The 24,223-nt window shown below is 64.4% G+C and carries 23 protein-coding genes and 1 tRNA gene; 15 read left to right on the top strand and 9 right to left on the bottom strand.

Going from position 1 to position 24,223, the window contains the following annotated elements; all coding sequences use genetic code 11:
* The first annotated feature begins 202 nt into the window (after positions 1–202).
* The 5 genes from OC450_RS27585 to recQ all read left to right on the top strand — a co-directional run bounded on the left by OC450_RS27585 (position 203) and on the right by recQ (position 7,199).
* A complete protein-coding gene (locus tag OC450_RS27585; protein WP_262049017.1) occupies positions 203–1,774 on the top strand; it encodes an amidase family protein in 1,572 nt (523 codons plus the stop codon).
* A 263-nt stretch (positions 1,775–2,037) separates the two neighbouring features.
* The gene (locus tag OC450_RS27580) at positions 2,038–3,339 is read left to right on the top strand and encodes an O-acetylhomoserine aminocarboxypropyltransferase/cysteine synthase family protein (RefSeq protein WP_211386096.1); all 1,302 of its coding nucleotides are present in this window, start codon (positions 2,038–2,040) and stop codon (positions 3,337–3,339) included.
* A gap of 12 nt (positions 3,340–3,351) precedes the next feature.
* Entirely contained in the window at positions 3,352–4,353 is a 1,002-nt protein-coding gene (locus OC450_RS27575) for a homoserine O-succinyltransferase (RefSeq protein WP_211386097.1), read from the top strand.
* A 105-nt stretch (positions 4,354–4,458) separates the two neighbouring features.
* Positions 4,459–5,202, top strand: a complete 744-nt coding sequence (locus OC450_RS27570) for a polysaccharide deacetylase family protein (RefSeq protein WP_211386098.1) — start codon at positions 4,459–4,461, stop codon at positions 5,200–5,202.
* 131 nt (positions 5,203–5,333) lie between these two features.
* On the top strand, positions 5,334–7,199 hold the full coding sequence (recQ, locus tag OC450_RS27565) for a DNA helicase RecQ (protein ID WP_262049016.1): 1,866 nt from the start codon (positions 5,334–5,336) through the stop codon (positions 7,197–7,199).
* Between the two features lie 205 nt (positions 7,200–7,404).
* Here recQ and OC450_RS27560 read toward each other — a convergent pair whose 3' ends face one another.
* Positions 7,405–8,418, bottom strand: a complete 1,014-nt coding sequence (locus OC450_RS27560; RefSeq protein ID WP_256806186.1) for a 1-aminocyclopropane-1-carboxylate deaminase — start codon at positions 8,416–8,418, stop codon at positions 7,405–7,407.
* Positions 8,419–8,581: 163 nt separating this feature from the next.
* Here OC450_RS27560 and OC450_RS27555 point away from each other — a divergent pair, with 163 nt between their 5' ends.
* From OC450_RS27555 to OC450_RS27540, 4 genes are all read left to right on the top strand, one after another.
* Positions 8,582–9,046, top strand: a complete 465-nt coding sequence (locus OC450_RS27555) for an Lrp/AsnC family transcriptional regulator (RefSeq protein ID WP_211386100.1) — start codon at positions 8,582–8,584, stop codon at positions 9,044–9,046.
* A 45-nt stretch (positions 9,047–9,091) separates the two neighbouring features.
* Positions 9,092–10,252: a PLP-dependent cysteine synthase family protein gene (locus tag OC450_RS27550; protein ID WP_262049015.1), complete on the top strand. Its 1,161-nt coding sequence runs from the start codon at positions 9,092–9,094 to the stop codon at positions 10,250–10,252.
* Positions 10,253–10,544: 292 nt separating this feature from the next.
* Positions 10,545–10,630: transfer RNA gene (locus tag OC450_RS27545), tRNA-Ser, on the top strand.
* Entirely contained in the window at positions 10,600–10,935 is a 336-nt protein-coding gene (locus OC450_RS27540; RefSeq protein ID WP_211386102.1) for a carboxymuconolactone decarboxylase family protein, read from the top strand. The genes OC450_RS27545 and OC450_RS27540 overlap by 31 nt, the downstream gene beginning before the upstream one ends.
* Before the next feature lie 13 nt (positions 10,936–10,948).
* Here the strand turns inward: OC450_RS27540 and OC450_RS27535 are convergent, their stop codons facing one another.
* Together OC450_RS27535 and OC450_RS27530 are read right to left on the bottom strand one after the other, a co-directional pair.
* On the bottom strand, positions 10,949–12,532 hold the full coding sequence (locus OC450_RS27535) for a sensor domain-containing diguanylate cyclase (RefSeq protein WP_262049014.1): 1,584 nt from the start codon (positions 12,530–12,532) through the stop codon (positions 10,949–10,951).
* A gap of 235 nt (positions 12,533–12,767) precedes the next feature.
* Positions 12,768–13,634 carry a hypothetical protein gene (locus tag OC450_RS27530; protein WP_262049046.1) on the bottom strand — a complete coding sequence of 289 codons (867 nt, stop codon included), beginning with the start codon at positions 13,632–13,634 and terminating at the stop codon, positions 12,768–12,770.
* A gap of 204 nt (positions 13,635–13,838) precedes the next feature.
* On the opposite strand from OC450_RS27530, the gene OC450_RS27525 reads away from it, so the two are divergent.
* Entirely contained in the window at positions 13,839–14,087 is a 249-nt protein-coding gene (locus OC450_RS27525) for a hypothetical protein (RefSeq protein WP_211386104.1), read from the top strand.
* Between the two features lie 9 nt (positions 14,088–14,096).
* Here OC450_RS27525 and OC450_RS27520 read toward each other — a convergent pair whose 3' ends face one another.
* Positions 14,097–15,032: an alpha/beta hydrolase gene (locus tag OC450_RS27520; RefSeq protein ID WP_262049013.1), complete on the bottom strand. Its 936-nt coding sequence runs from the start codon at positions 15,030–15,032 to the stop codon at positions 14,097–14,099.
* A 114-nt stretch (positions 15,033–15,146) separates the two neighbouring features.
* Here OC450_RS27520 and OC450_RS27515 point away from each other — a divergent pair, with 114 nt between their 5' ends.
* Positions 15,147–16,034 (top strand): branched-chain amino acid aminotransferase, encoded by an 888-nt coding sequence (locus OC450_RS27515; protein WP_256805446.1) that lies wholly within the window; start codon positions 15,147–15,149, stop codon positions 16,032–16,034.
* Positions 16,035–16,064: 30 nt separating this feature from the next.
* Here OC450_RS27515 and OC450_RS27510 read toward each other — a convergent pair whose 3' ends face one another.
* Entirely contained in the window at positions 16,065–16,685 is a 621-nt protein-coding gene (locus OC450_RS27510) for a class I SAM-dependent methyltransferase (RefSeq protein WP_256805448.1), read from the bottom strand.
* Between the two features lie 107 nt (positions 16,686–16,792).
* Positions 16,793–17,392, bottom strand: coding sequence for a polyhydroxyalkanoate synthesis repressor PhaR (gene phaR, locus OC450_RS27505; RefSeq protein ID WP_211386108.1), 600 nt, complete (start codon positions 17,390–17,392; stop codon positions 16,793–16,795).
* Positions 17,393–17,694: 302 nt separating this feature from the next.
* Here phaR and OC450_RS27500 point away from each other — a divergent pair, with 302 nt between their 5' ends.
* The 3 genes from OC450_RS27500 (at position 17,695) to OC450_RS27490 (ending at position 20,838) form a co-directional block, all read left to right on the top strand.
* Positions 17,695–18,873 (top strand): acetyl-CoA C-acetyltransferase, encoded by a 1,179-nt coding sequence (locus OC450_RS27500; RefSeq protein ID WP_211386109.1) that lies wholly within the window; start codon positions 17,695–17,697, stop codon positions 18,871–18,873.
* Between the two features lie 238 nt (positions 18,874–19,111).
* Positions 19,112–19,837: an acetoacetyl-CoA reductase gene (gene phbB, locus OC450_RS27495; RefSeq protein ID WP_027515120.1), complete on the top strand. Its 726-nt coding sequence runs from the start codon at positions 19,112–19,114 to the stop codon at positions 19,835–19,837.
* Positions 19,838–19,968: 131 nt separating this feature from the next.
* A complete protein-coding gene (locus tag OC450_RS27490; protein ID WP_256805452.1) occupies positions 19,969–20,838 on the top strand; it encodes a DMT family transporter in 870 nt (289 codons plus the stop codon).
* A 48-nt stretch (positions 20,839–20,886) separates the two neighbouring features.
* Here the strand turns inward: OC450_RS27490 and OC450_RS27485 are convergent, their stop codons facing one another.
* Both OC450_RS27485 and gloB read right to left on the bottom strand, forming a co-directional pair.
* Positions 20,887–21,309 (bottom strand): cupin domain-containing protein, encoded by a 423-nt coding sequence (locus tag OC450_RS27485; RefSeq protein WP_256805453.1) that lies wholly within the window; start codon positions 21,307–21,309, stop codon positions 20,887–20,889.
* Positions 21,310–21,318: 9 nt separating this feature from the next.
* Entirely contained in the window at positions 21,319–22,086 is a 768-nt protein-coding gene (gene gloB / locus OC450_RS27480) for a hydroxyacylglutathione hydrolase (RefSeq protein ID WP_256805456.1), read from the bottom strand.
* 108 nt (positions 22,087–22,194) lie between these two features.
* On the opposite strand from gloB, the gene OC450_RS27475 reads away from it, so the two are divergent.
* On the top strand, positions 22,195–22,941 hold the full coding sequence (locus OC450_RS27475; protein ID WP_211386113.1) for a methyltransferase domain-containing protein: 747 nt from the start codon (positions 22,195–22,197) through the stop codon (positions 22,939–22,941).
* A gap of 74 nt (positions 22,942–23,015) precedes the next feature.
* Here the strand turns inward: OC450_RS27475 and OC450_RS27470 are convergent, their stop codons facing one another.
* Positions 23,016–23,816 (bottom strand): DUF4167 domain-containing protein, encoded by an 801-nt coding sequence (locus tag OC450_RS27470; RefSeq protein WP_262049012.1) that lies wholly within the window; start codon positions 23,814–23,816, stop codon positions 23,016–23,018.
* Between the last annotated feature and the right edge of the window lie 407 nt (positions 23,817–24,223).

Here is a 24,223-nt window from a genome sequence, read left to right as displayed (position 1 = left end):
GTTTGGCGGCAATCTTAGCGGTAGTTTATTGCGTTGTTCAACCACTATATGGGTCAAGCGAGAAGTCCCAAAGGTTCATGCGCACCTCTGGCTTCGCCTTCGGCCGCGACAACGCGTCGCGACGGCGCGCCATGCAGAAACGCACCTGTACACGGTCGCGTGACCTCCATAAATTCCGCCGCGCAATTCCAGGAGATGCGGCGTGGCGAAGAAGACGGCTACCAAGAAGAACGCTTCGAAGAAGGCAGCAAGGACCTCCAGCAAGACCAGCGCCGTTCGCAAGAGCGTAGCTGCGAAGGCTGCAGCGAAGACGGTCAAGAAGGCCGCTCCGCGCAAATCGTCCGCACCGCGCCGCCCCAGGGGCCCGGCCTGGCAATGGTCGGCGGTCGAGACCGCAGCCGCAATCCGCTCCGGTGCCATCTCCGCGGTCGAGACCGTGGAGGCGAATCTCGAACGGATGCGCGCAATCAATCCGAGGCTGAACGCCGTCGTCGTCGATCTCTCGGAGGAGGCGCTGGCTGCGGCGCATGCGGCCGACAAGCGGCGTGCCAAAGGTGGCGAACTCGGCCTTCTGCACGGCGTGCCAATCACCATCAAGGAGAACGTCGACTACGAGGGGCGGCCTAATTTCAACGGCGTTCCCGCCAACAAGGATTATATCGCGCCGTCGGATTCGCCCGTCGTCCGCAACCTGAAGAAGGCCGGTGCGATCGTCATCGGCCTCACCAACACGCCGGAATTCTCCTTCCGCGGCTTTACCGACAATCCCCTGCACGGGCTGACGCTCAATCCCTGGGATCCGAACATCACCTGCGGCGGCTCCTCGGGCGGAGCAGGTTCGGCAGTCGCCGCCGGCATCGGCACGATCGCCCACGGCAACGACATCGGCGGCTCGCTGCGCTGGCCGGCGCATTGCAACGGCGTTGCCACCATCAAGCCGACGCAGGGCCGCATCCCCGCCTTCAACGGAAGCGCTACGGCCGAGCGGCCGATGCTGGCGCACCTGATGTCGGCGCAGGGCCCGCTCGCCCGCCACGTCGCCGACGTCCGTCTCGCGCTGGAGGCGATGAGCCAGCGCGATCCGCGCGATCCCTGGTGGGTGCCGGCGCCGCTGGTCGGGCCGAAGCCGAAGGGGCCGATCAAGGTCGCGCTGGCCAGGATCCCCGAGGATATGGACGTGGATCCTTCAGTCCGCGCGGCGCTGCGCCAGGCCGCCGATCACCTCGAGCGCTCCGGCTATCGCGTGACCGAGGTCGATGTGCCCGACATCAATGGCGTCTGGCAGAGCTGGTGCGACATCATCACCAACGAGACCGTGGTGATGCAGGAAGCCGGCATGCTGAAAGTCACCTCGGAAGACTTCCACAAGGCGTGGAATGGCATGAAGACCAAGGCCAATGTGCTCGATCTCAAGGCCTGGATGCATGCGACCGCCGCGCGCAACGGCCACATCCGCGCCTGGCAATTGTTTTTCGAGGAATATCCGGTGGTGCTGGCGCCGACCACGGTGCAGCCGACGCCGGGGCCGCGCGACGACACCGTCAGCGCGGAACGCGTCAAGGAGATCTTTTGGGGCGAAATCCGCTTCATCTCCGCGATTAATGTGCTGGGCCTGCCCGGCGCGGTGGTGCCGGTGACCCCGCATGACGGCAAGCCGATCGGCGTGCAGCTCATCGCCGGGCGCTATCGCGAGGACCTCGCGCTAGATGCGGCGGCCGCGATCGAGAAGCGCGCCGGCGTGCTCGCCCATCGACTGTGGGAGATGATGGAGTAGGCGACGCTCTCCCTCTCCCCTTGTTGCGGGAGAGGGAGAGCGTGGCGCGCCGCGCCGGAGAAGAGGCACCACGGCGCATCAATTCATTAATCCAGTTTGATTCGAATTTTAGCCAATTCATCAACAACCGTTAGGGTTACTTCCTCGATCTCTAGACGAATTATTGTCCGCTTTACCAGCCGCCTCTAACAGAGGGACGGCGGACAACGCACATGCCTCGTACAGGCCAATAAGTGCGGCCCGCTCCACGCGGAGGTGGCACGATGCGCAACGAGACGATCGCTATTCACGCCGGCTACGAGCCCGAAGCCACCACGCACGCGGTTGCCGTGCCGATCTACCAGACCGCGGCCTATGCCTTCGACAGCGCCGATCATGGCGCGGCGCTCTTCAATCTCGAGGCCGAAGGCTATCGTTACAGCCGTATCGCCAATCCGACCAGCGCGGTGCTGGAGAAACGCGTCGCCCAGCTCGAAGGCGGCGTCGGCGCGCTTGCGGTTGCGACCGGACAGGCGGCGCTGCACTTTGCCTTCGTCAACGTCGCCGACCACGGCGGCAACATCGTTTCGGTTCCGCAGCTCTACGGCACCACGCACACGCTGCTCTCGCACATCCTGCCGCGCCAGGGCATCACCGGCCGCTTCGCCGAGAGCGACAAGCCTGAAGCAATCGAAAAGCTGATCGATGAGAACACCCGCGCCGTGTTTGCCGAGACCATCGGCAATCCCGCCGGCAATGTCTGCGACATCGAGGCGCTGGCGGAAATCGCGCATAAGCATGGCGTGCCGCTGATCGTCGACAATACGGTTGCGACCCCGATCCTGCTCAAGCCGTTCGACTACGGTGCCGACATCGCCGTGCACTCGCTGACCAAGTTCCTCGGCGGCCACGGCACCACGCTGGGCGGCGCCATCGTCGATTCCGGCAACTTCCCCTGGGCCAAGCACGCCGATCGCTTCCCGGGCTACAACAAGCCGGACGCCTCCTATCACGGCCTCGTCTATGCCGAGCGCTTTGGCAGGACGGCCTATATCGAGCGCGCGCGCAGCATCTATCAGCGCACCATGGGTTCGGTGCTGTCGCCGTTCAACGCCTTCCTGCTGCTCCAGGGCATCGAGACCGTCGCGCTGCGGATGGAGCGCCACTGCGAGAACGCCCGCAAGGTCGCAGAATTTCTGCGCAAGGATCCGCGCGTCGCCTGGGTCAACTACACTGGATTCCCGGACAGTCCCTATTATCCGCTCGTTCAGAAATATCTCGACGGCAACGCCTCCTCGCTGTTCACCTTCGGCATCAAGGGCGGCATGGAAGCCGGCAAGACCTTCTACGATGCGCTGAAGCTGATCACGCGCCTCGTCAATATCGGCGACGCCAAGTCGCTGGCCTGCCATCCAGCCTCGACCACGCACCGGCAGATGTCGGCCGAGCAGCAGCGCGCCGCCGGCGTGCTGCCCGAGACGATCCGCCTGTCGATCGGCATCGAGCATTCCCTGGACATCATCGGAGACATCGACCAGGCGCTGGAGAAGGCCTGTCCGTCGGCGCGCCTCCAGGCCGCGGAGTAGGCGGCGGTACCGATGACGATCTTGATCGACAGGGATCAAGGCATATCGAGCCCGGCACTGGTGCCGGGCGAGGGTGATCTGGCGCGCGAGCATCGCGGCGCCGAACTCACCATCGGATTGATCAACAACATGCCGGATGCGGCGCTGAAGGCGACCGAGCGGCAGTTCATGAAGCTGCTGCAGGCCGCGGCAGGCCCGCGGCGCATCCGCTTCCACTGCTTCTCGCTTCCTTCCGTGAAGCGTTCGCCGGAAGCGAAGTGGCATGTCGAGAGTGAATATTCTGAGCTCGCTGAACTCCGGCAACACAATTTCGACGGGCTGATCGTGACCGGTGCCGAGCCGGTTGCACCCGAACTCGACCAGGAACCGTACTGGCGAGATCTCACCGAGCTGATCGACTGGGCCAAGGTCAACACGCGCTCGACGATCTGGTCGTGCCTTGCCGCGCATGCGGCGGTGCTGCACCTCGACCGGATCGAACGGCGGCGGCTGCCGGCCAAATGTCACGGCATTTTCGACTGCGAGACCGTCACCGGCGATGCGCTGATGCGGGCAGCGCCTGCGCCGCTCAAGGTCTCGCATTCGCGTCTCAACGAGATTGCGGAAAGCGACCTCGCGCAGGCCGGCTACCAGGTGCTGACGCGTTCGGCGAAGGCCGGCGTCGATATCTTCGTCCGGCAATATGCCAGCCGTTTCGTATTCTTCCAGGGCCACCCGGAATATGATGCACTGTCGCTCCAGCGCGAATATCTGCGCGACATCGGCCGCTATCTTGCGCGCGAGCGTGAAAATTACCCGCATTTGCCCGTGAGCTATTTTGACGCAGCGACGGAGGAGAAGCTTGCCCGCTTCGAGAAACAGGCAAGGCACCAGCGCCACCCGGCGCTCAGCAACGAACTGCCTGCGCTGAATTTGCGTACGGATATTGCCGCGGGCAGCGCTGCTGCGGCACTATTTCGCAACTGGCTGCAATATCTCGGTACCGAAGCCGACGCCTCGGTGCTGGCGCGTTAACCGAAGGGCGTTGGTCCCTCGTTAGGATTACCCAAGCGTTAGGCTTGCCTCAACCAGCGCGCGAATGTTTCAGTAGAGCAATAGGGAATCACGGGAAACGCAGTCGTGTGGTCGGCACTCCAGGGACGCGTGAGCAATCGGCTGGCCCGGCATTTCCGCGCCGCGCCGCACCGGCTGCCCGCGCATGCGCCGATGGTGAGCTTCACCTTCGACGATGCTCCCGATAGCGCCGCAGGCGAGGGCGCCGAGCTTCTGGAGCGGCATGGCGGCCGCGGCACCTTCTATCTCGCCGGCAGCCTGATCGACCGGCCGTCGGACCACTGGCACGGCCTGTCGAACGACGCCATCGTGCGGCTTCACCGTGCCGGGCACGAGATCGCCTGCCACACCTTCTCGCACCAGAGCGCGATCAATCTCGACGAGGCCGCCATGGCCCGCGAGATCGAGCGGAACCGCAGCCATTTTCGCGGCATCGATTCCTCGATCGTGCTGGAAAATTTCGCCTATCCCTATGGGATCGCCTCGGTCTGGCGCAAGCCGCAGCTCGCCAGGACCTTCCGTTCGGCGCGCGGCATCCTTCCCGGCGTCAATCGCGACGTCATCGATCTCCAGTTCCTGCGCGCCTCGCCCCTGGTCAATTACGAGATCGATGCGGCAGGCGTCGATGGCTATTTCGACGAGGCGGTCGCGAGTGGTGGCTGGCTGATCTTCTACAGCCATGACGTCGTCGATGCGCCGAGCCCCTATGGCTGCACGCCGCATCTGATGCGCCACGCGCTAGAGGCCGCCGGGAAGCGCAACATGCCGATCGTGACGGTCGCGGAAGCGCTGCGAAGGATCGGGGCGTAGCGCTTTCTCATGCGCGCATATGCCTCTTGTCCCTCCCGGCAAGTGGGAGAGGGACAAGTTGGGCTTGCCACGCGGACGCCGCCATGCGACTGGCCTTGTGACGAATCTCACGGCTTTGCCCCGACACACGCATGTCCTCTCCCTCCACCGCTCCGCTGCCTGCGCCGGCCAACGGCCGCGATGCGCTGTCGGTGCTGCATTCGGTGTTCGGCCTGCCGGGGTTCCGCGGCGAGCAGGGCGAGATCATCCGGCACGTCACGGAGGGCGGCAATTGCCTGGTGCTGATGCCGACCGGCGGCGGCAAGTCGCTGTGCTATCAATTGCCGGCGCTGCTGCGTGAAGGCTGCGGCATCGTGGTGTCGCCCCTGATTGCGCTGATGCGCGATCAGGTCGCCGGCCTGCTCGAAGCCGGGGTCAATGCCGCCGCGCTGAACTCCTCGCTGACCCCGCAGGAAGCGTCCGACATCGAGCGGCGCCTGATCGCGGGCGATCTCGACCTGCTCTATGTCGCGCCGGAACGCCTGGTGACGCCACGCTGCCTGGCGCTGCTGGCGCAGGCGAAGGTGGCGCTGTTCGCGATCGACGAAGCGCACTGCGTCTCGCAATGGGGCCACGACTTCCGCCCGGAATATGTCGGCCTCTCCATCATCGCCGAACGTTTTCCAAATGTGCCGCGCATCGCGCTGACCGCGACCGCCGACGAGTTGACGCGCAAGGAAATCGTCGAACGGCTTCGGCTTGCGGACAGTCCGCAATTCGTCTCCAGCTTCGACCGGCCCAACATCCGCTACGAGATCGTCGACAAGCGCAATGCGGTGTCGCAACTGAAGGAGTTCATTCGGGAGCGGCATGCGGGCGATGCCGGGGTGGTCTACTGCCTGTCGCGCAATCGCGTCGAGGAAGTGGCCGCCGCGCTCGCCGATGCCGGCATTGCCGCGCTGCCCTACCACGCCGGCCTGGACAGCAGCGTACGCTCGCGCAACCAGGACCGCTTCCTCAACGAGGACGGCATCGTCATCGTGGCGACCATCGCGTTCGGCATGGGCATCGACAAGCCCGACGTCCGCTTCGTCGCCCATCTCGATCTGCCCAAGAGCATCGAGGCCTATTACCAGGAGACGGGGCGCGCCGGTCGGGACGGCAAGCCGTCGGCGGCCTGGATGGCCTATGGCCTTTCCGACATCGTGCAGCAGCGCCGCATGATCGACGAGTCGAGCGGCTCCGACGAATTCAAGCGGGTGTCGATCGGCAAGCTCGATGCGCTCGTTGGTCTTGCCGAAACGCCGCACTGCCGGCGCCGGCGGCTGCTCGCCTATTTCGGCGAGATCGCGATGGGCGAGGCGTGCGGCAATTGCGACAACTGCCTGACGCCGCCGAAGATGCGCGACGGCAAGGTGCTGGCGCAGAAGCTGCTGTCCTGCGTCTATCGTACCGGCCAGCGTTTCGGCGCGATGCACCTGATCGACGCGCTGATCGGACGCCTCACCGAGAAGGTGACGCAGTTCGGCCACGACAAACTGTCGGTGTTCGGCATCGGGCGCGAGCTCAACGAGAAACAGTGGCGCACCGTGCTGCGGCAGCTGGTGGCGATGGGCCATTTGCAGAGCGACAGCGAAGCTTTTGGCGCGCTGAAGCTGACGGAGTCCTCGCGCGGCGTGCTGCGCGGCGAGACCGAAGTGCAGCTGCGCGAGGACGCCCCGGCCACCCGCACCCGCGGCAGCCGTGCAAAATCCCGCCGCGGCGATCTCGCGCCGGCGGCCAGCACGCCGCAAGGCGACGTCGATCCCGAATTGCGCGCGCGGCTGCGATCCTGGCGCGCGGATATCGCGAGGGAGCGCGGCGTGCCGGCCTATGTCGTGCTGCACGACGCCACCATCGACGGCATCGTCCGGGCCTGGCCGACCACGCTCGACGAATTGCGCAACGTGCCCGGCATCGGCGACAAGAAGCTCGAACATTACGGAGACGAGCTGCTGCAGATCGTGCGGACGCGGTAGGGGCCCCGCCAATAGCTCTGCTGTCATCCCGGACAAGCGCAGCGCAGATCCGGGTTCCATACTGCGTGATCTATCGATTGCGATCGGTAGGAGTACGGAACTGCAAGTCTTCGCCAAACGCCTTCCTGGGGCAATGGTCCCGGGTCAGTGCTAATTAAACGCTTGCCCGGGACAACAGGGGAGAGGAGGCGAGAGCTAGGCAACCTCACCCGTTCCGGAATGCATAACCGTAGCCGTTCAGCGCCGGCGCGCCGCCGAGATGGGCGTAGAGGATCTTTGCGCCCTTCTCGAAATAGCCCTTCTGCGTCAGGTCGATCAGGCCCTGCATCGACTTGCCCTCGTAGACGGGATCGGTGATCATGGCTTCGAGACGCGCGGTGAGGCGGATCGCTTCCTTGGTCTCCTCCGACGGCACGCCATAGGCGGGATAGGCGTAGTCCTCGATCAGCACGACGTCGTCTGCGACGATGTCGCTGCCGAGCTCGACAAGTTTTGCCGTGTTCTGCGCGATCGAAAGCACCTGCGCCTTGGTCTGCGCAGGGGTGAAGGAGGCGTCGATCCCGATCACCTTTCGCGCGCGGCCGTCCGCGGCGAAGCCCACCAGCATGCCGGCATGGGTGGAGCCGGTGACGGTGCAGACCACGATGTAGTCGAACTTGAAGCCGAGCTCGGCCTCCTGCTTGCGCACCTCCTCGGCGAAGCCGACATAGCCGAGCCCGCCAAACTTGTGCACCGAGGCTCCGGCGGGAATCGCGTAGGGCTTGCCGCCCGCCGCCTTCACTTCCTCGATCGCGTCCTCCCAGCTCTTGCGGATGCCGATGTCGAAGCCGTCGTCGACCAGACGTACGTCGGCACCCATGATGCGCGAGAGCATGATGTTGCCGACGCGGTCATAGACGGCGTCCTCGTGCGGCACCCAGGCTTCCTGCACCAGGCGGCACTTCATGCCGATCTTGGCGGCGACCGCCGCGATCATGCGGGTGTGGTTCGACTGCACCCCGCCGATCGACACCAGCGTGTCGGCGTTCGATGCGATCGCATCGGGAATGATGTATTCGAGCTTGCGCAGCTTGTTGCCGCCATAGGCGAGGCCGGAATTGCAATCCTCGCGCTTGGCATAGACCTCGACCTGGCCGCCGAGATGCTTCGACAGCCGTTCCAGCTTCTCGATGGGCGTCGGGCCGAAGGTCAGCGGATAGCGCGCGAATTTTTCCAGCATGGTCAGGTCATCCCGATTGGCGTTGAGCTGGCCGCAGCGACTAGCATGGTCGGCGAGAAATGTGCTCTCGAATGCTGCACTCATATTGCATGTGATCTTGCGAATATTGCCTGTTGAGATAGTGTTTCTTTCGCAAATCAATCTAATAGCGGAAGTATCTTCCATGTCGTCACGGCTGGATCGCGTCGACCTCAAGATATTGAGATTGCTGCAGAATAACGGTCGCCTCAGCAACGCGGAACTGGCGGGGACCGTCGCCATCAGCCCCGCCACCTGCCATCGCCGCACCCAGCGCCTGTTCGAGGACGGGTTCATCGCCGCGGTCCGCGCCATGGTCGCCCCGAAGAAGGTGGCCAAGGGCACGCTGGTGATGGTCGGCGTCGTGCTCGATCGCTCCACCCCGGAGAGCTTTGCCATCTTCGAGCAGGCGATCGCAAAACTGAAATTCGTGCTCGACTGCCACCTCGTCGCCGGCGACTTCGACTATTTCCTCAAGATCCGCGTCGGCGACATGGAGGACTTCAACCGCATCCACGGCGAGCAGCTCATCGCGCTACCCGGTGTGCGCCAGACCCGCACCTTCTTCGTGATGAAGGAGGTCGTCGACAACGCGCCGCTGGAGTTTTGAGGGGCAGCTATTGATGCGCGATCGGCGTCATGAGAGATTCAGCCGATGCAGACTTTTCCCTTCCGCCATCTCAATCCGGACGGGCCGGCCTATCGGCGCGGCTGGGTCGATGAAGCCGTCGCCGCGATCGAGGCCGACCAGTGCCGCACGGCTGACACGCATCTGATCCGGCTGATCGTGCCGGCGCTATCAGGCATCGACATCTATCTGAAGGACGAGTCCACGCATCCGACCGGCAGCCTGAAGCACCGGCTGGCGCGCTCGCTGTTCCTCTACGCACTCTGCAACGGTCACATCCGCCAGGGCACGCCCGTCGTCGAGGCCTCGTCGGGCTCGACCGCGGTGTCGGAAGCCTATTTCGCGCAGATGATCGGCGTGCCCTTCTACGCGGTGATGCCGCGCACGACCTCGGCGGAGAAGATCGCCGCGATCGAGCATTTTGGCGGCAACTGCCATCTGATCGATGATGGCCGCGCGCTCTATGCGGAGGCTACCGCGCTCGCCACCCGGTTGAACGGCCACTACATGGACCAGTTCACCTTCGCCGAGCGCGCGACCGACTGGCGCGGCAACAACAACATCGCCGAGTCCATCTTCACGCAATTGACGGGCGAGCCGCGGCCGATCCCGGACTGGATCGTCATGGGCGCCGGCACCGGCGGTACGTCAGCCACCATCGGACGGTATTTGCGCTATCGCCAGTATCCGACGCGGCTGTGCGTTGCCGATGTCGAGCATTCCGCCTTCTTCGACTGCTTCCGCTTGCAGGATCGCTCCCATGTCTGCGAGCGTCCCTCGCTGATCGAAGGCGTCGGTCGCCCGCGCTGCGAGCCGTCGTTCGTTCCGGGCGTGGTCGATCGCATGATGAAGATTCCGGATGCGGCGACGATCGCAGCGATGAACGTGCTGTCGCGCCGCCTGAGGCGGACGGTCGGCGGATCCACCGGCACCAATTTCCTGGCGCTGTGCCGGCTCGCATCGGAGATGCGAAAAGCGAACGTCACGGGATCGCTGGTAACGCTGATCTGCGATTCCGGCGAACGTTACCGGCAGACCTACTACGAGCCCGCCTGGCTGAAAGCGCGGGGGCTCGACCCTGCGCCGTTCGAGGCGGCCTTGTCCTCGTTCCTCGCGACGGGAGAGCCGCTGACGCTTGCCGTCGATGACGTCGCCAATCCACAGAGCGTGGAAAATTCCGAGGCATAGGGCATACCGTCGCGTAACGTCTCCCTGCCCTTTGCAAAATTGCACGGTCGTCACGGCAACTTCACTTGCCTTGCGCGCGCACGCGGGTGAGCTTTCCACCTTCTCAACGAGGAGATCCTGCCGTGCGCCTTCCCATACTCGATCCGAAAGAGCTGACCGACGAGCAGAAGCCGCTCTATGACGACATGCGAGCCGGCATTACGGACCACTTCAAGGGCTTCATAAATATGCGCGACGACGGCGCGCTGCTCGGGCCCTGGAATCCCTGGATTCGCGAGCCGCGTTTCGGCAAGCCGGTGTGGGAGCTGGTCAAGGCGATCGCGTCGAACCCGTTGCTGCCGGCGCCGGTGCGCGAGGTTGCGATTCTCGTCACCGGCTCGCATTTCCGCTCCGGCTACGAGCTCTATGCGCATGTGCTGGTGGCCGAGCAGCGTGGCCTGTCGGACGAGAAGCTCGCGACCATCGTCGCCGGGCAGCGGCCGGTGGATCTCACCAGGCAGGAGGCCGTCGCTTACGACGTGGCATCGGCATTGGTCAGCGGCGGCGTGCTGCCGGAACTGACCTGGCGCGCTGCAGTGAAGGAGTTCGGCGAGCACGGCGCGGCCGAATTGTCCTATCTCGTCGGCGTCTATTGCATGGTCTCGGTCACGCTCAACACCTTCGACGTGCCGGTGCCGGAATAGATCCTCGGTGCGATCACTCCGCCGCCTTGTTCACGGGCGGCGAGGGCGACCAGGCGATGCAGCGGTTGCGGCCTTCGGCCTTGGCCTGATACAGCGCGTGATCGGCCGCGCTCATCAAGGCGTCGATGCCGGACATGCTGACGCTTGCTTCCGCAATGCCGATGCTCACGGTGACGCCGAACTGAACCTGATGGGCAGGGATGTGCGAGCTCATCACGCGCTTGCGGATGCGCTCGGCCACCGTCCTGGCACGCGACAGGCTGGTCTCGGGCAGCAGAATCGCAAACTCCTCGCCCCCGAGGCGACCGACGATGTCCGACTTGCGCTTGCCATCGAGGCATGCGGCCGCCACCGTCCTGATCGCGGCGTCGCCGACCGCGTGGCCGTAGCGGTCGTTGACCGATTTGAAATGATCGATGTCGAGCATCAGGACGGAAACTGCGCGGTAATAGCGCTGGAACCGGCTCCATTCTGCATCGAGAGAGCCGAGGAAGTGACGGCGGTTGTAGAGGCCGGTGAGCGGATCGGTGGTGGCGAGCGTCTCCAGCATCGCGGCCTTTTGCGTCAGATCGGTGATGTCGACATAGGTCAGCATGCGACCGCCATTCGACATCGTGGTGCAGTGGGCCCTGATGCGCCGCCCATCCGGGGTCTGAAGATCGCGCACATGGTCGCCGGCCTTGACCTCTGCGACGCGTTTGACGGGAAACTTCGTCATTTCGGTCGCCGGAAGTCCCGGCGCGCTCGCACGCTGCGCCCGGCTCACCAGCGATGCATAGGTCGGGTGGCCGGCCGCCTCCTGCTCACTCACCTCCCAGAACCGCCGCATGCGCCGGTTCATGAAGCTGGCATTGAGATCGCGGTCGAGCAACAGCACGCCGTCTTCGACGTTCTCGAGCGCGTCGCGCAGCAATTTCAGCTCGTCGGAATAGCGTACGATGTCGGTGACGGGCGTATAGGTCAGCATCCGGCCGCCGTCGGGCAGCGGCGTGCATTGCATCCGAACGACGTCGCCGCCGGTGCGGCGCAGATCGCGCGGAGACGCGTCGCCCGCCTGTATCTGACGGACCCGCTCGGCGACATAGGCCTCAAGCTCGGCCGGCGGAACCTCGTAGGCGAGCGTATCGCGGCCGTGGTGCATCAAGGTCACGAAAGACGGATTGCTGTTGGCGACTTCGTCCGGCAACAGCCACATCCGCCGGAATGCGCGGTTGATCAGCTGCGCGCGGAGATTGGCATCCAGCAGCACGATGCCGAGCGGGACGAAATCGAGTGCCGCGCGAAGCGCGAGCATCTGTCCGCGCATCAGCGAGTCGGCCGGCCGCCCCTGCTCGTCCCCGGGCTTTGGTTCGACATGATCTTCCGCCCCGAGCGCAACCCCGACCTGACGGTCCGACCGCCAGAGCACACGGCAGGCGAGGATCTCCTGGCTTGCGAGCCGAAGCTGGAACCGTTCGGGCACGCCGAGGCTGCTCTGCATCTCCAGCGTTGCGCCATCCTCGGACATCCGGCGCACGACGCAATCGATGGTCGATTGACCGAAGTTGAAGATGATCTTGCCGGCGAGAAACGTTCGTTCCGATATCAAGCGGTGCATTCACAACCTCCCAGGCGAAGCCGGACCAGTCTGCCGCAAGCTTATTTGCCGAGAGGTAAGGTGGTGGGCGATCGTGCGGGAGGGCTAACAATTGGTTCACGCAGCAGGCGTCGTGGCAGGGCGGCGACGAACACGAAAAGCCCTTCGTTCTCAACGATGAGCGGTAGCAGCCGTTGCGCCGATATTCGTGAAAATGCGGCAGCCCCGCTTCACCGAAAATCCACCACGATCGCGGTCAGTTGCGCACCGCGTAGAGCGGCGTGCGCAGCGTCACCTGGTAGGACGGCTTTGGCATCCAGGCGATCTGCGCGGTGATGCCGAACAGGCGGTTGTCATTGTCGTCCATGCGGTCGAGGTCGAGCCGCAGGATCGGCTGGGTGAAGGGCTCCGCCAGGCTGCGGCCCCCGAGCTGTGCGCCGCCGAATGACTGCACGCCGAGCCGGCCCGTGAATTTCCAGTTGCTCGGCCATTGATAATAGCCGCCGGCATAGAGGATCGTATTCGGCCGGATGCTGGCGATCTGGCTGGCGACGTTCGTGGTGGTGTATTGTACGCCGGCGAGCCAGCCCCGCGTCTCGTCCACGTCCAGCGCGTAATCGAACTCCAGGATGTTGTTGAACGAGTTCGTCATGCCCTGCTCGTTCGGCACCGACTGCGTCAGGGTGGATTGCAGCGTGATCGTCGGGATCGTGCCGCCGTTCTGCTGATAGAGGTCGGCCTGCACGCCGATGTTCCAGCTCGTGACGTCGAACGCCGACCAGCCGCCGCCGATGTCCGTCGTCGAGCCCGAGACGCCGCCATAGAGCGAGACGCGGTCGTTGACGTCGACGGTCAGGGGCAGGTCGACGGCGATCGATTTCGCGGCCGGCAGACCATTCGGCAAGCTCGCGCCCCGGCGTGACGCCAGCGCTTCGAACGCAGCCGACAATGACGTGCTGCCGAAGCCGAGCCCGAGCGTGCCAGCAGGAATCGTCGCATAGATCGTTCGCAGATCGAGATAGATGTTTGGAACGGACGGTTTTGCCGGAGCGTCGTCGTCGGAGGCGGAGGCGGCGCTGGCAAAAATCGTCAGACAAGGCAGCCCCAGCGCGACAGCGCGCAAAGCCAGGCTATGCAATTGGCTGTGCTGGGCCACGGAGCAATCCGATTGATGGCGGAACCGTCGCTAGATGGAACCTGATCGCTGGTGAGGTCAAGCGCTATCCGCAGGCGATGGACGGCACGGATGTGCACGGTTACCCTGTGGTGATCGCACTGACACACTCGCCGGCCAGAGTGCACGCTGGACAATGGAAGGACAACAGCCATGAACACGTCGCGCCGCATCCTGCTCACTGGCCTGGCTGGGCTCGCTGTTGCTCCGACCGCTGTGGCCGCCGCTGTTCCGTCGCCCGCGCCTGACGACGTGACGGTGGCCGAAGAGCGCTTCGCGCGCGTGATTGCCGTCGCGCATGCGCCCGATGTCACGTGTGCGCGGCAAGCTGAACGCTACGCGGATGCGCACTGGCCGGACTATGTCGTGGCAGCCAGGGCCGTGCTCGATGCGCGCGTGTGATCTGCGCTATTACTCCCCCACCGCCCGCCGCACCTGCTCACCGATCTGCGACAGCACGAGCTGCGCCTGCGGCAGGATGGCGCCCATCGCGTGGAAATTGTGAACCATGCCGTCGTGGCAGACATGCTCGACGGCGACGCCCGCGGCGAGCAGCTTGCGTGCATAGGCGTTGCCCTCGTCGCGCATCGGGTCGAATTCGGCGGTGTGGATGATGGCCGTCGGCAGACCTGCAAGCCGCGTTGCGCGAAGCGGTGAAACGCGCGGATTGGCGGTGTCGATGTCGCCGGCCAGATAGTCGGCGAGATCGGCCTCGATCGTGATGCGGTCGATCAGATGGCCTTCGGCGAATTCTTCGCGCGAGGGTGATGTCTCCTCGAAATCCAGCACCGGGCAAATCAGGCATTGCGCGACGATGGAAAGACCGGCGCTCTGCGCCGCCTCCTGGCACACGATCGCAGCGAGCGTTGCACCGGCGGAATCGCCGCCGAGCACCAGACGTTCGGCGTCGATGCCGAGCGACGAGGCCTCGCGCGCCACCCATTCGGTGGCGGCGACGGCATCGTCCACGGCGGCGGGGAATTTGTGCTCGGGCGCGAGCCGGTAATCGACCGAGACGAGGCGGCAGCCGGTCGCATGCGCCAGCGCCGCCGCGATCCGATCATGCGTGGCAATGCTGCCGGCAACGAGGCCGCCGCCATGGAAGAATACGAAGCCGGGCACGCGCGCACCGGCGCTTGCAGGCGCATAGAGGCGGTAGGACAGTTCGCCGCCTGGACCGGGAAGGAGGCCATCGGACCTCACCACATCCGGGGCATCGGCGCACGCGAACTGCATCAGCTTTGCCAGTGACTGGCGCCGTGCCTCCACGCTCGGCCGGCTCCGCGCCTGCGGCGCGGCCGCGGCCATCATGGTCAACAAGCGCTTTGCGAGCGGATCGAGCGGCATGTTCCTTCTCCCCTTGTGGAAGAGGGTAACTCACCATCTTTCCGCAGGGAATCATTTAGAATTTACGACCAATGTGTTGCTATATTACGGCACCACGCCAAGGGGAGGCCGGTCATGGCCGAGATCAAAAAGCCCATCGAATATTCGCCGAGCTGGACCTTCTTCGAGGGCAAATGGCATGACGGCAACGTGCCGATCATGGGCCCGCGCACGCATGCGGCCTGGCTCGGTTCGGTCGTGTTCGACGGCGCCCGCGCGTTCGAGGGCGTGGCGCCCGATCTCGACCGTCACCTCGCCCGCGCCAATCAGTCTGCGATCAATTTTGGTTTGAAGCCGGTGGTCGACACCGGCACCTGGCTGGCACTGGCAAACGAAGGAATCGCGCGCTTCGCGGCCAATGCCGAACTTTACGTCCGTCCGATGTACTGGGCGCAGAACGGCTCGGGCGGCGGCGTGCTGTTCGACGCCGAGACCACCAATTGGTGCCTGTGCACCTACGAGGCACCGATGCCGAAGCCCGTCGGCAACGCCATCACGCTGTCGCCGTTCCGAAGGCCCACGGCCGAATGCGCCCCGGTCGATGCCAAGGCCGCCTGTCTCTATCCGAACAATTCGCGCGCGCTGGCCGAAGCCGCCTCGCGCGGCTTCCAGAACGCGCTGATGCTCGACATGCTCGGCAATGTCGCGGAGTTCGGCAATTCCAACGTGTTCATGGCCAAGGACGGCGTGGTCTACACGCCGGTCCCGAACGGCACCTTCCTGAACGGCATCACACGCCAGCGTGTCATCAGTCTGCTTCGCGGCGACGGAATTACCGTCGTCGAGAAGACCCTGCGCTATGCGGATTTCCTTGCCGCCGACGAGATCTTCTCGTCCGGCAATTTCGCCAAGGTCGCGCCGGTGATTCGCATCGACGATCGTGAGCTGAAGCCAGGCCCGTTCTACACCAAGGCGCGAAAACTCTATTGGGACTTTGCGCATGCGGTGAAGCTGGCGGCGTAGCCAGAGCCCTCTCCGTCCTTCGACGCGCGCTTATGCGCGCCGTCGCGTAAACCGGCTGAACTGAAACGCCTGCGTCGATTGCCACGGTGTGTGGTGAATCTCGCTCCGCACCTCCACCAGCTCGAAATCCCGCCCGAGCTCGGCTGAGAGGCTTGCGCTGTCGTGGCGCTGCACCGGCAAGCCGCTGCATTTCTCCGGACCGTCGAGTGCGAACGTGGCGATGATGACGTGTCCGCCCGGTGCGATCGCCGACCGCAGGCGTTCGACATAAGCCGCCCTGTCGCGCGGATCCGTCAGGAAGTGAAACGCGGCGCGATCGTGCCAGACGTCGTAGGTCTTCGTCGGTCGCCATGCCGTGGCGTCGGCAACGATCCAGTCGACCGTTGAGGCGGCCTGGCCGATTCGCGTCTTCGCTTTCTGGAGCGCGTTGGCGGAGAGGTCCAGTACCGCGAGAGTGCGGTATCCGTCCTGCAGGAGCGCGTCCACGAGCCGCGACGCGCCGCCGCCGATGTCGATGATGACGGCGTCATGGTCCGGATTGGCCGCGCGTATCATCTCGAGCGAAATCGCCGGGCTGTCCTGAAACCAGCTGACCTCGGCTTCACCCTTGGTGGCGTAGACGGTGTCCCAGTGCGTGGTGCGGTCAGACATGGGGGCTCCGGCCATGGCCGGGACGGCGGCGCATAAATGAGGACGCCACGATCAATCGGTCGTTTGCGCACCCGCTGCATGCGGGCGCGCCGGTGCGAACGAAAGACCTACTCGTCCTTTTTCGACATGCGCTCGAGGCGTTCCTGCATGTCCTTCATCTGCTGGCGCAAGTCGTCGATGTTGGTGTCCTTGGCCGGCTCCGCGCTCGCATCGGATTCGGGCTCGGTGGTGGTCGCCGCCGGGCGGCCTGCCGTGGGGACAAACGGCTTGAACATCGAGAAGGTCTGCTGGAACAGCTCCATGTTGCGGCGGACCTGTTCTTCCAGCGGCGCAAACGGGGTTCCGGAGAGTGAGTTGGCGATCTGCTTGCGGAACTTTTCCTGCTCCTGGGTCAGCGACGCGATTGCCTGCTCCAGATATTTCGGCACCACCATCTGCATGCTGTCGCCGTAGAAGCGGATCAGCTGGCGCAGGAACGTGGTCGGGAGCAGGTTCTGCCCGGCCTTGTTTTCCTGCTCGAAGATGATCTGGGCGAGCACGGAGCGGGTGATGTCGTCGCCGGTCTTGGCGTCGTAGACGAGGAAATCTTCGCCGTCCTTGACCATGGCGGCGAGGTCTTCCAGCGTCACATAGGTGCTCGTTCCGGTGTTATAGAGCCGTCGGTTCGCGTATTTCTTGATGGTGGTGGGTTGGTCTGATTTCGCCATGGGCTCTCACTTGCAACGCGGAGAACGGGAACCCGGCGGGCTATGCCGCAGGGCGGGAAGAGTACGCAACGCAACAAAATAAGCATTTTCAAAGGGGTCACGCTACCGTTTTGTGCGCCACGGTTAATTGCGGAGCAAAATCTTGCTTGCGAAAGCGCCAAGAACGCTATTTTGAATGCGCTGCGGCATCAATTCGGTCACCAGCCGATTGACATGCCTCAACGACGTTAACAGGATGCCGTTCGAGACTGGCGAGCCTTTTCCCAGCCCCGTCTGCCCCCATTCAACCCCAGGAGTTGCCCATGTCAGACGATGTCGTCATCGTCAGCGCCGCCCGCACCCCGGTCGGAAGCTTCAACGGAGCGTTCGCGACCCTTCCCGCCCATGACCTCGGCGCCATCGCCATCAAGGCCGCGCTGGAGCGTGGTGGCATCGAGCCTGGCCGGGTCTCCGAAGTCATCATGGGCCAGATCCTGACCGCTGCCCAAGGCCAGAACCCGGCCCGCCAGGCCTCGATCGCCGCCGGCATTCCGGTGGAGAGCCCGGCCTGGGGCGTGAACCAGCTTTGCGGCTCGGGCCTGCGCACCGTTGCACTCGGCTATCAGGCGCTGCTCAACGGAGATTCCGAGATCGTCGTCGCCGGCGGCCAGGAATCCATGAGCATGGCTCCGCACGCCCAGTACCTGCGCGGCGGCGTCAAGATGGGCCCGGTCGAGTTCATCGACACCATGATCAAGGACGGCCTGTGGGATGCCTTCAACGGATACCATATGGGCAACACCGCCGAGAACGTCGCGCGCCAGTGGCAGATCACCCGCGCCCAGCAGGACGAGTTCGCGGTCGCCTCGCAGCAGAAGGCCGAAGCTGCGCAGAAGGCCGGCAAGTTCAACGACGAGATCGTCCCCGTCACCATCAAGGGCCGCAAGGGCGATGTCGTCGTCAGCGCCGATGAATATCCGCGCCACGGCGCCACGTTAGATGCGATGGCGAAGCTCCGTCCCGCTTTCGAGAAGGAAGGCACGGTCACCGCGGGCTCTGCTTCCGGCATCAATGACGGCGCTGCCGCCGTGGTGCTGATGACCGCAAAGCAGGCTGCCAAGGAAGGCAAGAAGCCGCTCGCGCGCATCGTGTCGTGGGCTCAGGCCGGCGTCGATCCGAAGATCATGGGCTCCGGCCCGATCCCGGCCTCGCGCGCCGCGCTGAAGAAGGCCGGCTGGAATGTCGGTGACCTCGACCTGATCGAGGCCAACGAAGCCTTCGCGGCGCAGGCCTGCGCCGTCAACAAGGACCTCGGCTGGGATACCTCCAAGGTCAACGTCAATGGCGGCGCGATCGCGATCGGCCATCCGGTCGGCGCCTCCGGCGCGCGTGTGCTGGTGACGCTGCTGCACGAGATGCAGAAGCGCGATTCGAAGAAGGGCCTCGCCACGCTGTGCATCGGCGGCGGCATGGGTATCGCAATGTGTCTGGCACGCGACTGAGAGAGCTGACGCGTAATCTGCGCGTGCGCTGCACACATGGTGAGTGCATTGCACGCGATTAAAAAGGCGGCGGTTGCAAATCAAATATTCTTCGCAACCGTGCACGCCTCGACTAAAGAGAAACGCCCGGCTCAACGCCGGGCGTTTTGTTCTTGATGTCCGTCAAACGTCCCGCATAATCCGCATCTAAAAACGATCACTCAGAAACGTCCGAAGAGTCCAAGGGAAGGAATACGACATGGCACGTGTTGCATTGGTCACGGGTGGTACGCGGGGCATCGGAGCGGCGATCAGCAAGGCGCTGAAGGCGGCGGGATACAAGGTTGCGGCGAGCTACGCCGGCAACGATGCGGCGGCGGAGAAGTTCAAGGCCGAGACCGGCATTGCCGTCTACAAATGGGACGTCAGCAGTTTCGACGCCTGCGCCGAGGGCGTGAAGAAGGTCGAGGCCGAGGTCGGCCCGATCGACGTGCTCGTCAACAATGCCGGCATCACCCGCGACACCGCTTTCCACAAGATGACGCTCGAGCAGTGGAACGCGGTCATCAATACCAATCTCGGTTCGCTGTTCAACATGACGCGCCCGGTGATCGAAGGCATGCGTGCCCGCAAATTCGGCCGGATCATCTCTATCTCGTCGATCAACGGCCAGAAGGGACAGTTCGGCCAGGTCAACTATTCGGCGGCGAAGGCCGGTGACATCGGCTTCACCAAGGCGCTCGCACTCGAGAACGCCAAGGGCGGCATCACCGTCAATGCGATCTGCCCCGGCTACATCAACACCGAAATGGTGCAGGCAGTGCCCAAGGACGTCCTGGAAAAGAACGTGATCCCGCAGATCCCGGTCAACCGGCTCGGCGAACCGGAAGAGATCGCGCGCGCGGTCGTGTTCCTGGCCGCCGACGAGGCCGGCTTCATCACCGGCTCGACGCTGACCATCAATGGCGGCCAATATCAGGCCTGAAGTGGCGCCAGTTCTCTTGGCTCAAATCCTTTGAGCCAAATGCCTGTAGCTTCGGGCGCGACAAGGCGATAGTGAAGACGAAAATGCCCGGCCTCGTGCCGGGCATAAACGTCCTCAGAGCCTTTTGATTGATGACTCCCCGCACCGCGACGCTGATCGGATTGACCGCGATCCTGATGTGGTCGCTGCTGTCAGTGATGACGGTGGCGACCGGAAAGATCCCGGCGTTCCAGCTCGCCGCGATGACGTTCGCGATCGGCGGACTCGTCGGCCTCCTCACCTGGATCGGTCGCGGCGATGCGGCCAAGAGCCTGGTTCAGCCGCTGGTCGTGTGGATTGTCGGCGTCGGCGGCCTGTTCGGCTATCACGCGCTCTATTTCCTGGCGCTGCGCTTTGCGCCGCCGGCCGAAGCCGGCCTTTTGAATTACATGTGGCCGCTGCTGATCGTGCTGTTCTCGTCGTTCCTGCCGGGCGAGCGGCTTGCCATACATCACATCATCGGCGCGGTGCTCGGTCTCGTCGGCACCGTGCTGCTGTTCGCCGGAAGCACCTCCGGCTTCGCGCCGGGCCAGATGCCGGGACTGATTGCCGCGTTCGTCGCGGCGTTCGTCTGGGCGGCCTATTCTGTGCTGTCGCGCCGGCTCAAGGCGGTGCCGACGGATGCGGTCGCGGGATTCTGCCTTGCCACGGCCGCGCTGGCCGCGCTGATGCATGCCGCACTGGAAACCACCGTGTGGCCGGAGACCACGCTGCAATGGCTTTCCGTCATCGCGCTCGGCATCGGCCCTGTCGGTGCGGCATTCTACGCCTGGGACATCGGCATGAAGCGCGGTGACATCCGCGTGCTCGGCGCAGCCTCCTACGCGACGCCGCTGCTCTCAACCGGCTTCCTCATCGCTGCCGGTTTCGCGAAAGCCAGCGCCAACATCGCCATTGCCGCGGTCCTGATCGCCGGCGGCGGCCTGATCGCGGCGAAGGACATGGTGCTGCGGAAGCGGTAACTGTCATGCCGGGTTCGCGCTCCGCGCGGCCCGGAACGACAATTTGGTTTAAGGCTCCCAGCCCTTCGGCGCGAGTTCGAATTTCGCGAACTCGAACGCCGGCGCCACGGTGCAGCCGACCAGCGTCCATTCCCCGGTGGTCTCCGCCATCTGCCAGGCATTCGCCGGCACGATTCCCTGCGGCCGCTCGCCGTTCACGAGGTCGGTGCCGAGCCTCACCTCGTGCTGCGAGCAGCCCTCATGGGCGATGCGCAGCGTCAGCGGGCTGCCGGCGTAATAGTGCCAGATCTCGACCGCATCGATGCGATGCCACTGCGAACGTTCGTCGCGCGCAAGCAGGAAGTAAATGAGGGTCGAGCGCGACCGGCCATTGGCGTCCGCGGCCTGGTCGCGAAACGTCTCGCGGTAATGCCCGCCTTCGGGATGCGGGCGGAGTTCGAGGCGCGCGATGATCTCGGCTGCGGTCGGCATCGATCCCCGTCAGGATTTGTTTTTGCGCTCGCGCAGCTCGCCGAACACCGCGGCGGCATCCGCACCCTTCATGTGCAGCCTGGCTGCGACCGAGGGTTCGTCAGCACGCAGGAACACGTTTGCTCGCTTCTCGTCACCAAGCAGTGAGGGAATGGTCGGCCTGTTCTCGGCCCGCAGCTTCGCCACCTCCGCCGCGCGCGCCTGGAGCGCCGCATTGTCGGGGTCGACGGTGAGCGCGAATTTGACGTTGGACGCCGTGTATTCATGGCCGCAATAGAGCTTGAAGTCGTCGGGCAGGGCACGCAGCTTCAAAAGCGAATCCCACATCATCGGATAGGTGCCCTCGAACACGCGGCCGCAGCCGATCGAGAACAGCGTGTCGGCGGCGAACACCGTCTTCTCGGTGTCGAACACGTAGGAGATGTGGTCGAGCGTGTGGCCCGGCGTCTCCAGGACGCGCCCCAGCAGGCTGCCGACCTTGACGATTTCGGCATTGGCGACGCGCAGGTCGACGTCTGCGATCTTCGTCGTCTTGTCGTGCGGCGCGACGACGCGGCAATTGTATTTCTGCTTGAGTTCGGCGACGCCGCCGACATGATCGCCATGATGATGGGTGATCAGGATGTCGGTGAGTTGCCAGCCCTCGCGCTCCAGCGCCTTCAGGATGGGACCGGCCTCCGGAGCGTCGATCGACGCCGTCGCCTTGGTTTCCACATCGTGGATCAGATAACCGAAATTGTCGTTTAAACAGTTGAAAGTACGAATTTCGGCGGCCATGTCATCTCCATCGGGCTCAGCCCCGCCAGACAAATATGGCCTTAACGTTGCGCAGGCAATGCAATATTCCGCGCGCGGGAGCTGCCTCGTGCATGTTACATTGCCGTCATGACCATTGATGTCGTCGACCTCCGCGAATTCTACTCCCGCCGCCTCGGGATCGTGGCGCGGCAAATGATCAATCGCGGCATCAGGGAACGCTGGCCGCGTGCCGGGGGCCAGCGCGTGCTCGGCATCGGCTATCCCACGCCCTATCTCGGCCTGTTCCGCGAAGATGCCGAGCGCTGCATCGCCTTCATGCCCTCGGCGCAGGGGGTCTTGAAATGGCCGACGGGACGGCCGGCGCTGGCCTCGCTGGTGGATGAGTTCTCGCTGCCGCTCCCTGACGCTGCGGTGGATCGCATTCTTCTGATTCACGCGCTGGAAATGTCGGACGATCCAGCCGCGCTGCTGCGCGAGGTGTGGCGCGTGCTGTCGCCATCCGGCCGCGTGATCGCGGTCATCCCGAACCGGCGCGGGGTGTGGACCCGCACCGACAGCACGCCGTTCGGTCACGGCCGCCCCTATTCGCGCTCGCAGATCACCGACCTTTTGCGCCAGACCTGGTTCACCCCGACCGCCTGGGGCGAGGCGCTTTTCATGCCGCCTTATGCCGGCGGCTGGGTGCTGAGATCCGCGCAGATGTGGGAGCGCGCCGGTGCGGCGCTGTCGCTGCCCTTCGCCGGCGTGCACATCGTCGAGGCCACCAAGCAGGTCTACCGCGCCATCCCCGCCAAGCGCGAGCGGGCGCGGTTGATTCCCTCGCTGGCCAAGCCGGTGCTGGTGCCGTCCTCGACGACGGCGACGCGCGGCTGAAAACAAATCGTCCCGGCGAGGCCGGGACGATTCAGTTCAGGATATCTGGTTCAGTCTGGCGACGGCGTTGCAGCCTACTCGCCGGCCACTTCGTCGCTCGATGCGGCCGGAGCAGCTTCGCGCTCGGGGCGCGGGCCATGCGGCCGGCGGCGCCGCCGCGGAAAGCGTTCACCGGCACCACCGCCTTCGAAGGCGCCCGGGACATTCGCGCCACCATTCACTTGCGGCTGCGGGCCGGTGATGAAGGAGGGCAGACGGTCGACGCTGCCGGCGTCGGCAACGACGGGCTGCGGCTGGTTCAGCGGGAGCGGCTGAGGCTGGGGCTGGTATTGCGGCTGCGGACGGTGCTCACGTTCACGGTGCTCGCGCGGCTGCTGGTTCTCGCGCTGATAGGGCTGGTTTTCGCGAGGCTGATGGTCACGCTGGTGATGATCGCGCTGGCCGTCGCGGTCGCGCATGAAGGGTTGCTGCTGCGGCGGCGGCTGCGGGACGAAACCCGGCTCCTGGCCGAAATTCGAGAAATTCTCGCCGTCGTCCTCGCCGTCGTCGCCGCTGTTGTTGCTGATCGGCTCGTCGCCGCGCGGCTGCTGATTCTGGCGGAACTGTTCCTGGGCCGTCGCGATCAGGCGGAAATAATGCTCGGCGTGCTGGTAGTAATTCTCGGCCGCAACGGGATCGCCTGACGAGCGCGCGTCGCGCGCGAGCTGCAGATATTTTTCAGCAATATGCGAAGCCGTGCCGCGGATCTTGATGTCGGGTCCGTTGGACTCGTAGACCCGGGTCATCGGGTTCTGGCCGCGTCGGTTGTTATTATTATTGTTGTTATTGTTGTTGTTGCGGTTGCGCATCCGCTGCTTGTTCTGACCGTTTCTCATGTCCTGCCTTTAATTCCAGCCCTAAAGGTTGCACGCATTACTGATTGCTAGGAGTGACCCGATGACAGCGGTTCACACCGCTTGCGCGCACCGCGCGCGAGCGCGGAATTGATCCCTGCCGATGTTCGTCGACCGTCGCGTTCAACAAAGACGCGTTCCCCACCCGCCAGCATTGATCGCCAGCGAACCCATTCATTTCGCCTGCCGAAACAAGCCCAGCTGTGTTGCGTAAGTCTTCAAGCGCAATATCAGGCTTTCGTTCACTTTGCGGTCGGAGAGCAGCGCAGCTCCAATGGCCATCGCGCTTCACAGGACCTGCGGCTTGGAACCTTTAAATCAGTAAAGCTCTCGCCCGAGAGCCCGGCTTTCGTCCGTAGATCTACGGGGCCGGCACCGATGTGTTGATC

Origin of the sequence: Bradyrhizobium sp. Bra78 (assembly GCF_024519855.1) — a bacterium.
Classification (GTDB): domain Bacteria; phylum Pseudomonadota; class Alphaproteobacteria; order Rhizobiales; family Xanthobacteraceae; genus Bradyrhizobium; species Bradyrhizobium japonicum_G.
This window is presented reverse-complemented; position numbering and strand designations above follow the sequence as displayed.

Coding starts and splice junctions, on each gene's coding strand:
- phbB (WP_027515120.1), top strand. CDS start 19,112: ATGGCACGTGTTGCATTGGTCACGGGTGGTACGCGGGGCATCGGAGCG.
- OC450_RS27520 (WP_262049013.1), bottom strand. CDS start 15,032: ATGCCGCTCGATCCGCTCGCAAAGCGCTTGTTGACCATGATGGCCGCG.
- OC450_RS27580 (WP_211386096.1), top strand. CDS start 2,038: ATGCGCAACGAGACGATCGCTATTCACGCCGGCTACGAGCCCGAAGCC.
- phaR (WP_211386108.1), bottom strand. CDS start 17,392: ATGGCGAAATCAGACCAACCCACCACCATCAAGAAATACGCGAACCGA.
- OC450_RS27490 (WP_256805452.1), top strand. CDS start 19,969: ATGACTCCCCGCACCGCGACGCTGATCGGATTGACCGCGATCCTGATG.
- OC450_RS27485 (WP_256805453.1), bottom strand. CDS start 21,309: ATGCCGACCGCAGCCGAGATCATCGCGCGCCTCGAACTCCGCCCGCAT.
- OC450_RS27555 (WP_211386100.1), top strand. CDS start 8,582: ATGTCGTCACGGCTGGATCGCGTCGACCTCAAGATATTGAGATTGCTG.
- OC450_RS27470 (WP_262049012.1), bottom strand. CDS start 23,816: ATGAGAAACGGTCAGAACAAGCAGCGGATGCGCAACCGCAACAACAAC.
- OC450_RS27560 (WP_256806186.1), bottom strand. CDS start 8,418: ATGCTGGAAAAATTCGCGCGCTATCCGCTGACCTTCGGCCCGACGCCC.
- OC450_RS27515 (WP_256805446.1), top strand. CDS start 15,147: ATGGCCGAGATCAAAAAGCCCATCGAATATTCGCCGAGCTGGACCTTC.
- OC450_RS27535 (WP_262049014.1), bottom strand. CDS start 12,532: ATGCACCGCTTGATATCGGAACGAACGTTTCTCGCCGGCAAGATCATC.
- OC450_RS27475 (WP_211386113.1), top strand. CDS start 22,195: ATGACCATTGATGTCGTCGACCTCCGCGAATTCTACTCCCGCCGCCTC.
- OC450_RS27500 (WP_211386109.1), top strand. CDS start 17,695: ATGTCAGACGATGTCGTCATCGTCAGCGCCGCCCGCACCCCGGTCGGA.
- OC450_RS27550 (WP_262049015.1), top strand. CDS start 9,092: ATGCAGACTTTTCCCTTCCGCCATCTCAATCCGGACGGGCCGGCCTAT.
- recQ (WP_262049016.1), top strand. CDS start 5,334: ATGTCCTCTCCCTCCACCGCTCCGCTGCCTGCGCCGGCCAACGGCCGC.
- gloB (WP_256805456.1), bottom strand. CDS start 22,086: ATGGCCGCCGAAATTCGTACTTTCAACTGTTTAAACGACAATTTCGGT.
- OC450_RS27525 (WP_211386104.1), top strand. CDS start 13,839: ATGAACACGTCGCGCCGCATCCTGCTCACTGGCCTGGCTGGGCTCGCT.
- OC450_RS27575 (WP_211386097.1), top strand. CDS start 3,352: ATGACGATCTTGATCGACAGGGATCAAGGCATATCGAGCCCGGCACTG.
- OC450_RS27510 (WP_256805448.1), bottom strand. CDS start 16,685: ATGTCTGACCGCACCACGCACTGGGACACCGTCTACGCCACCAAGGGT.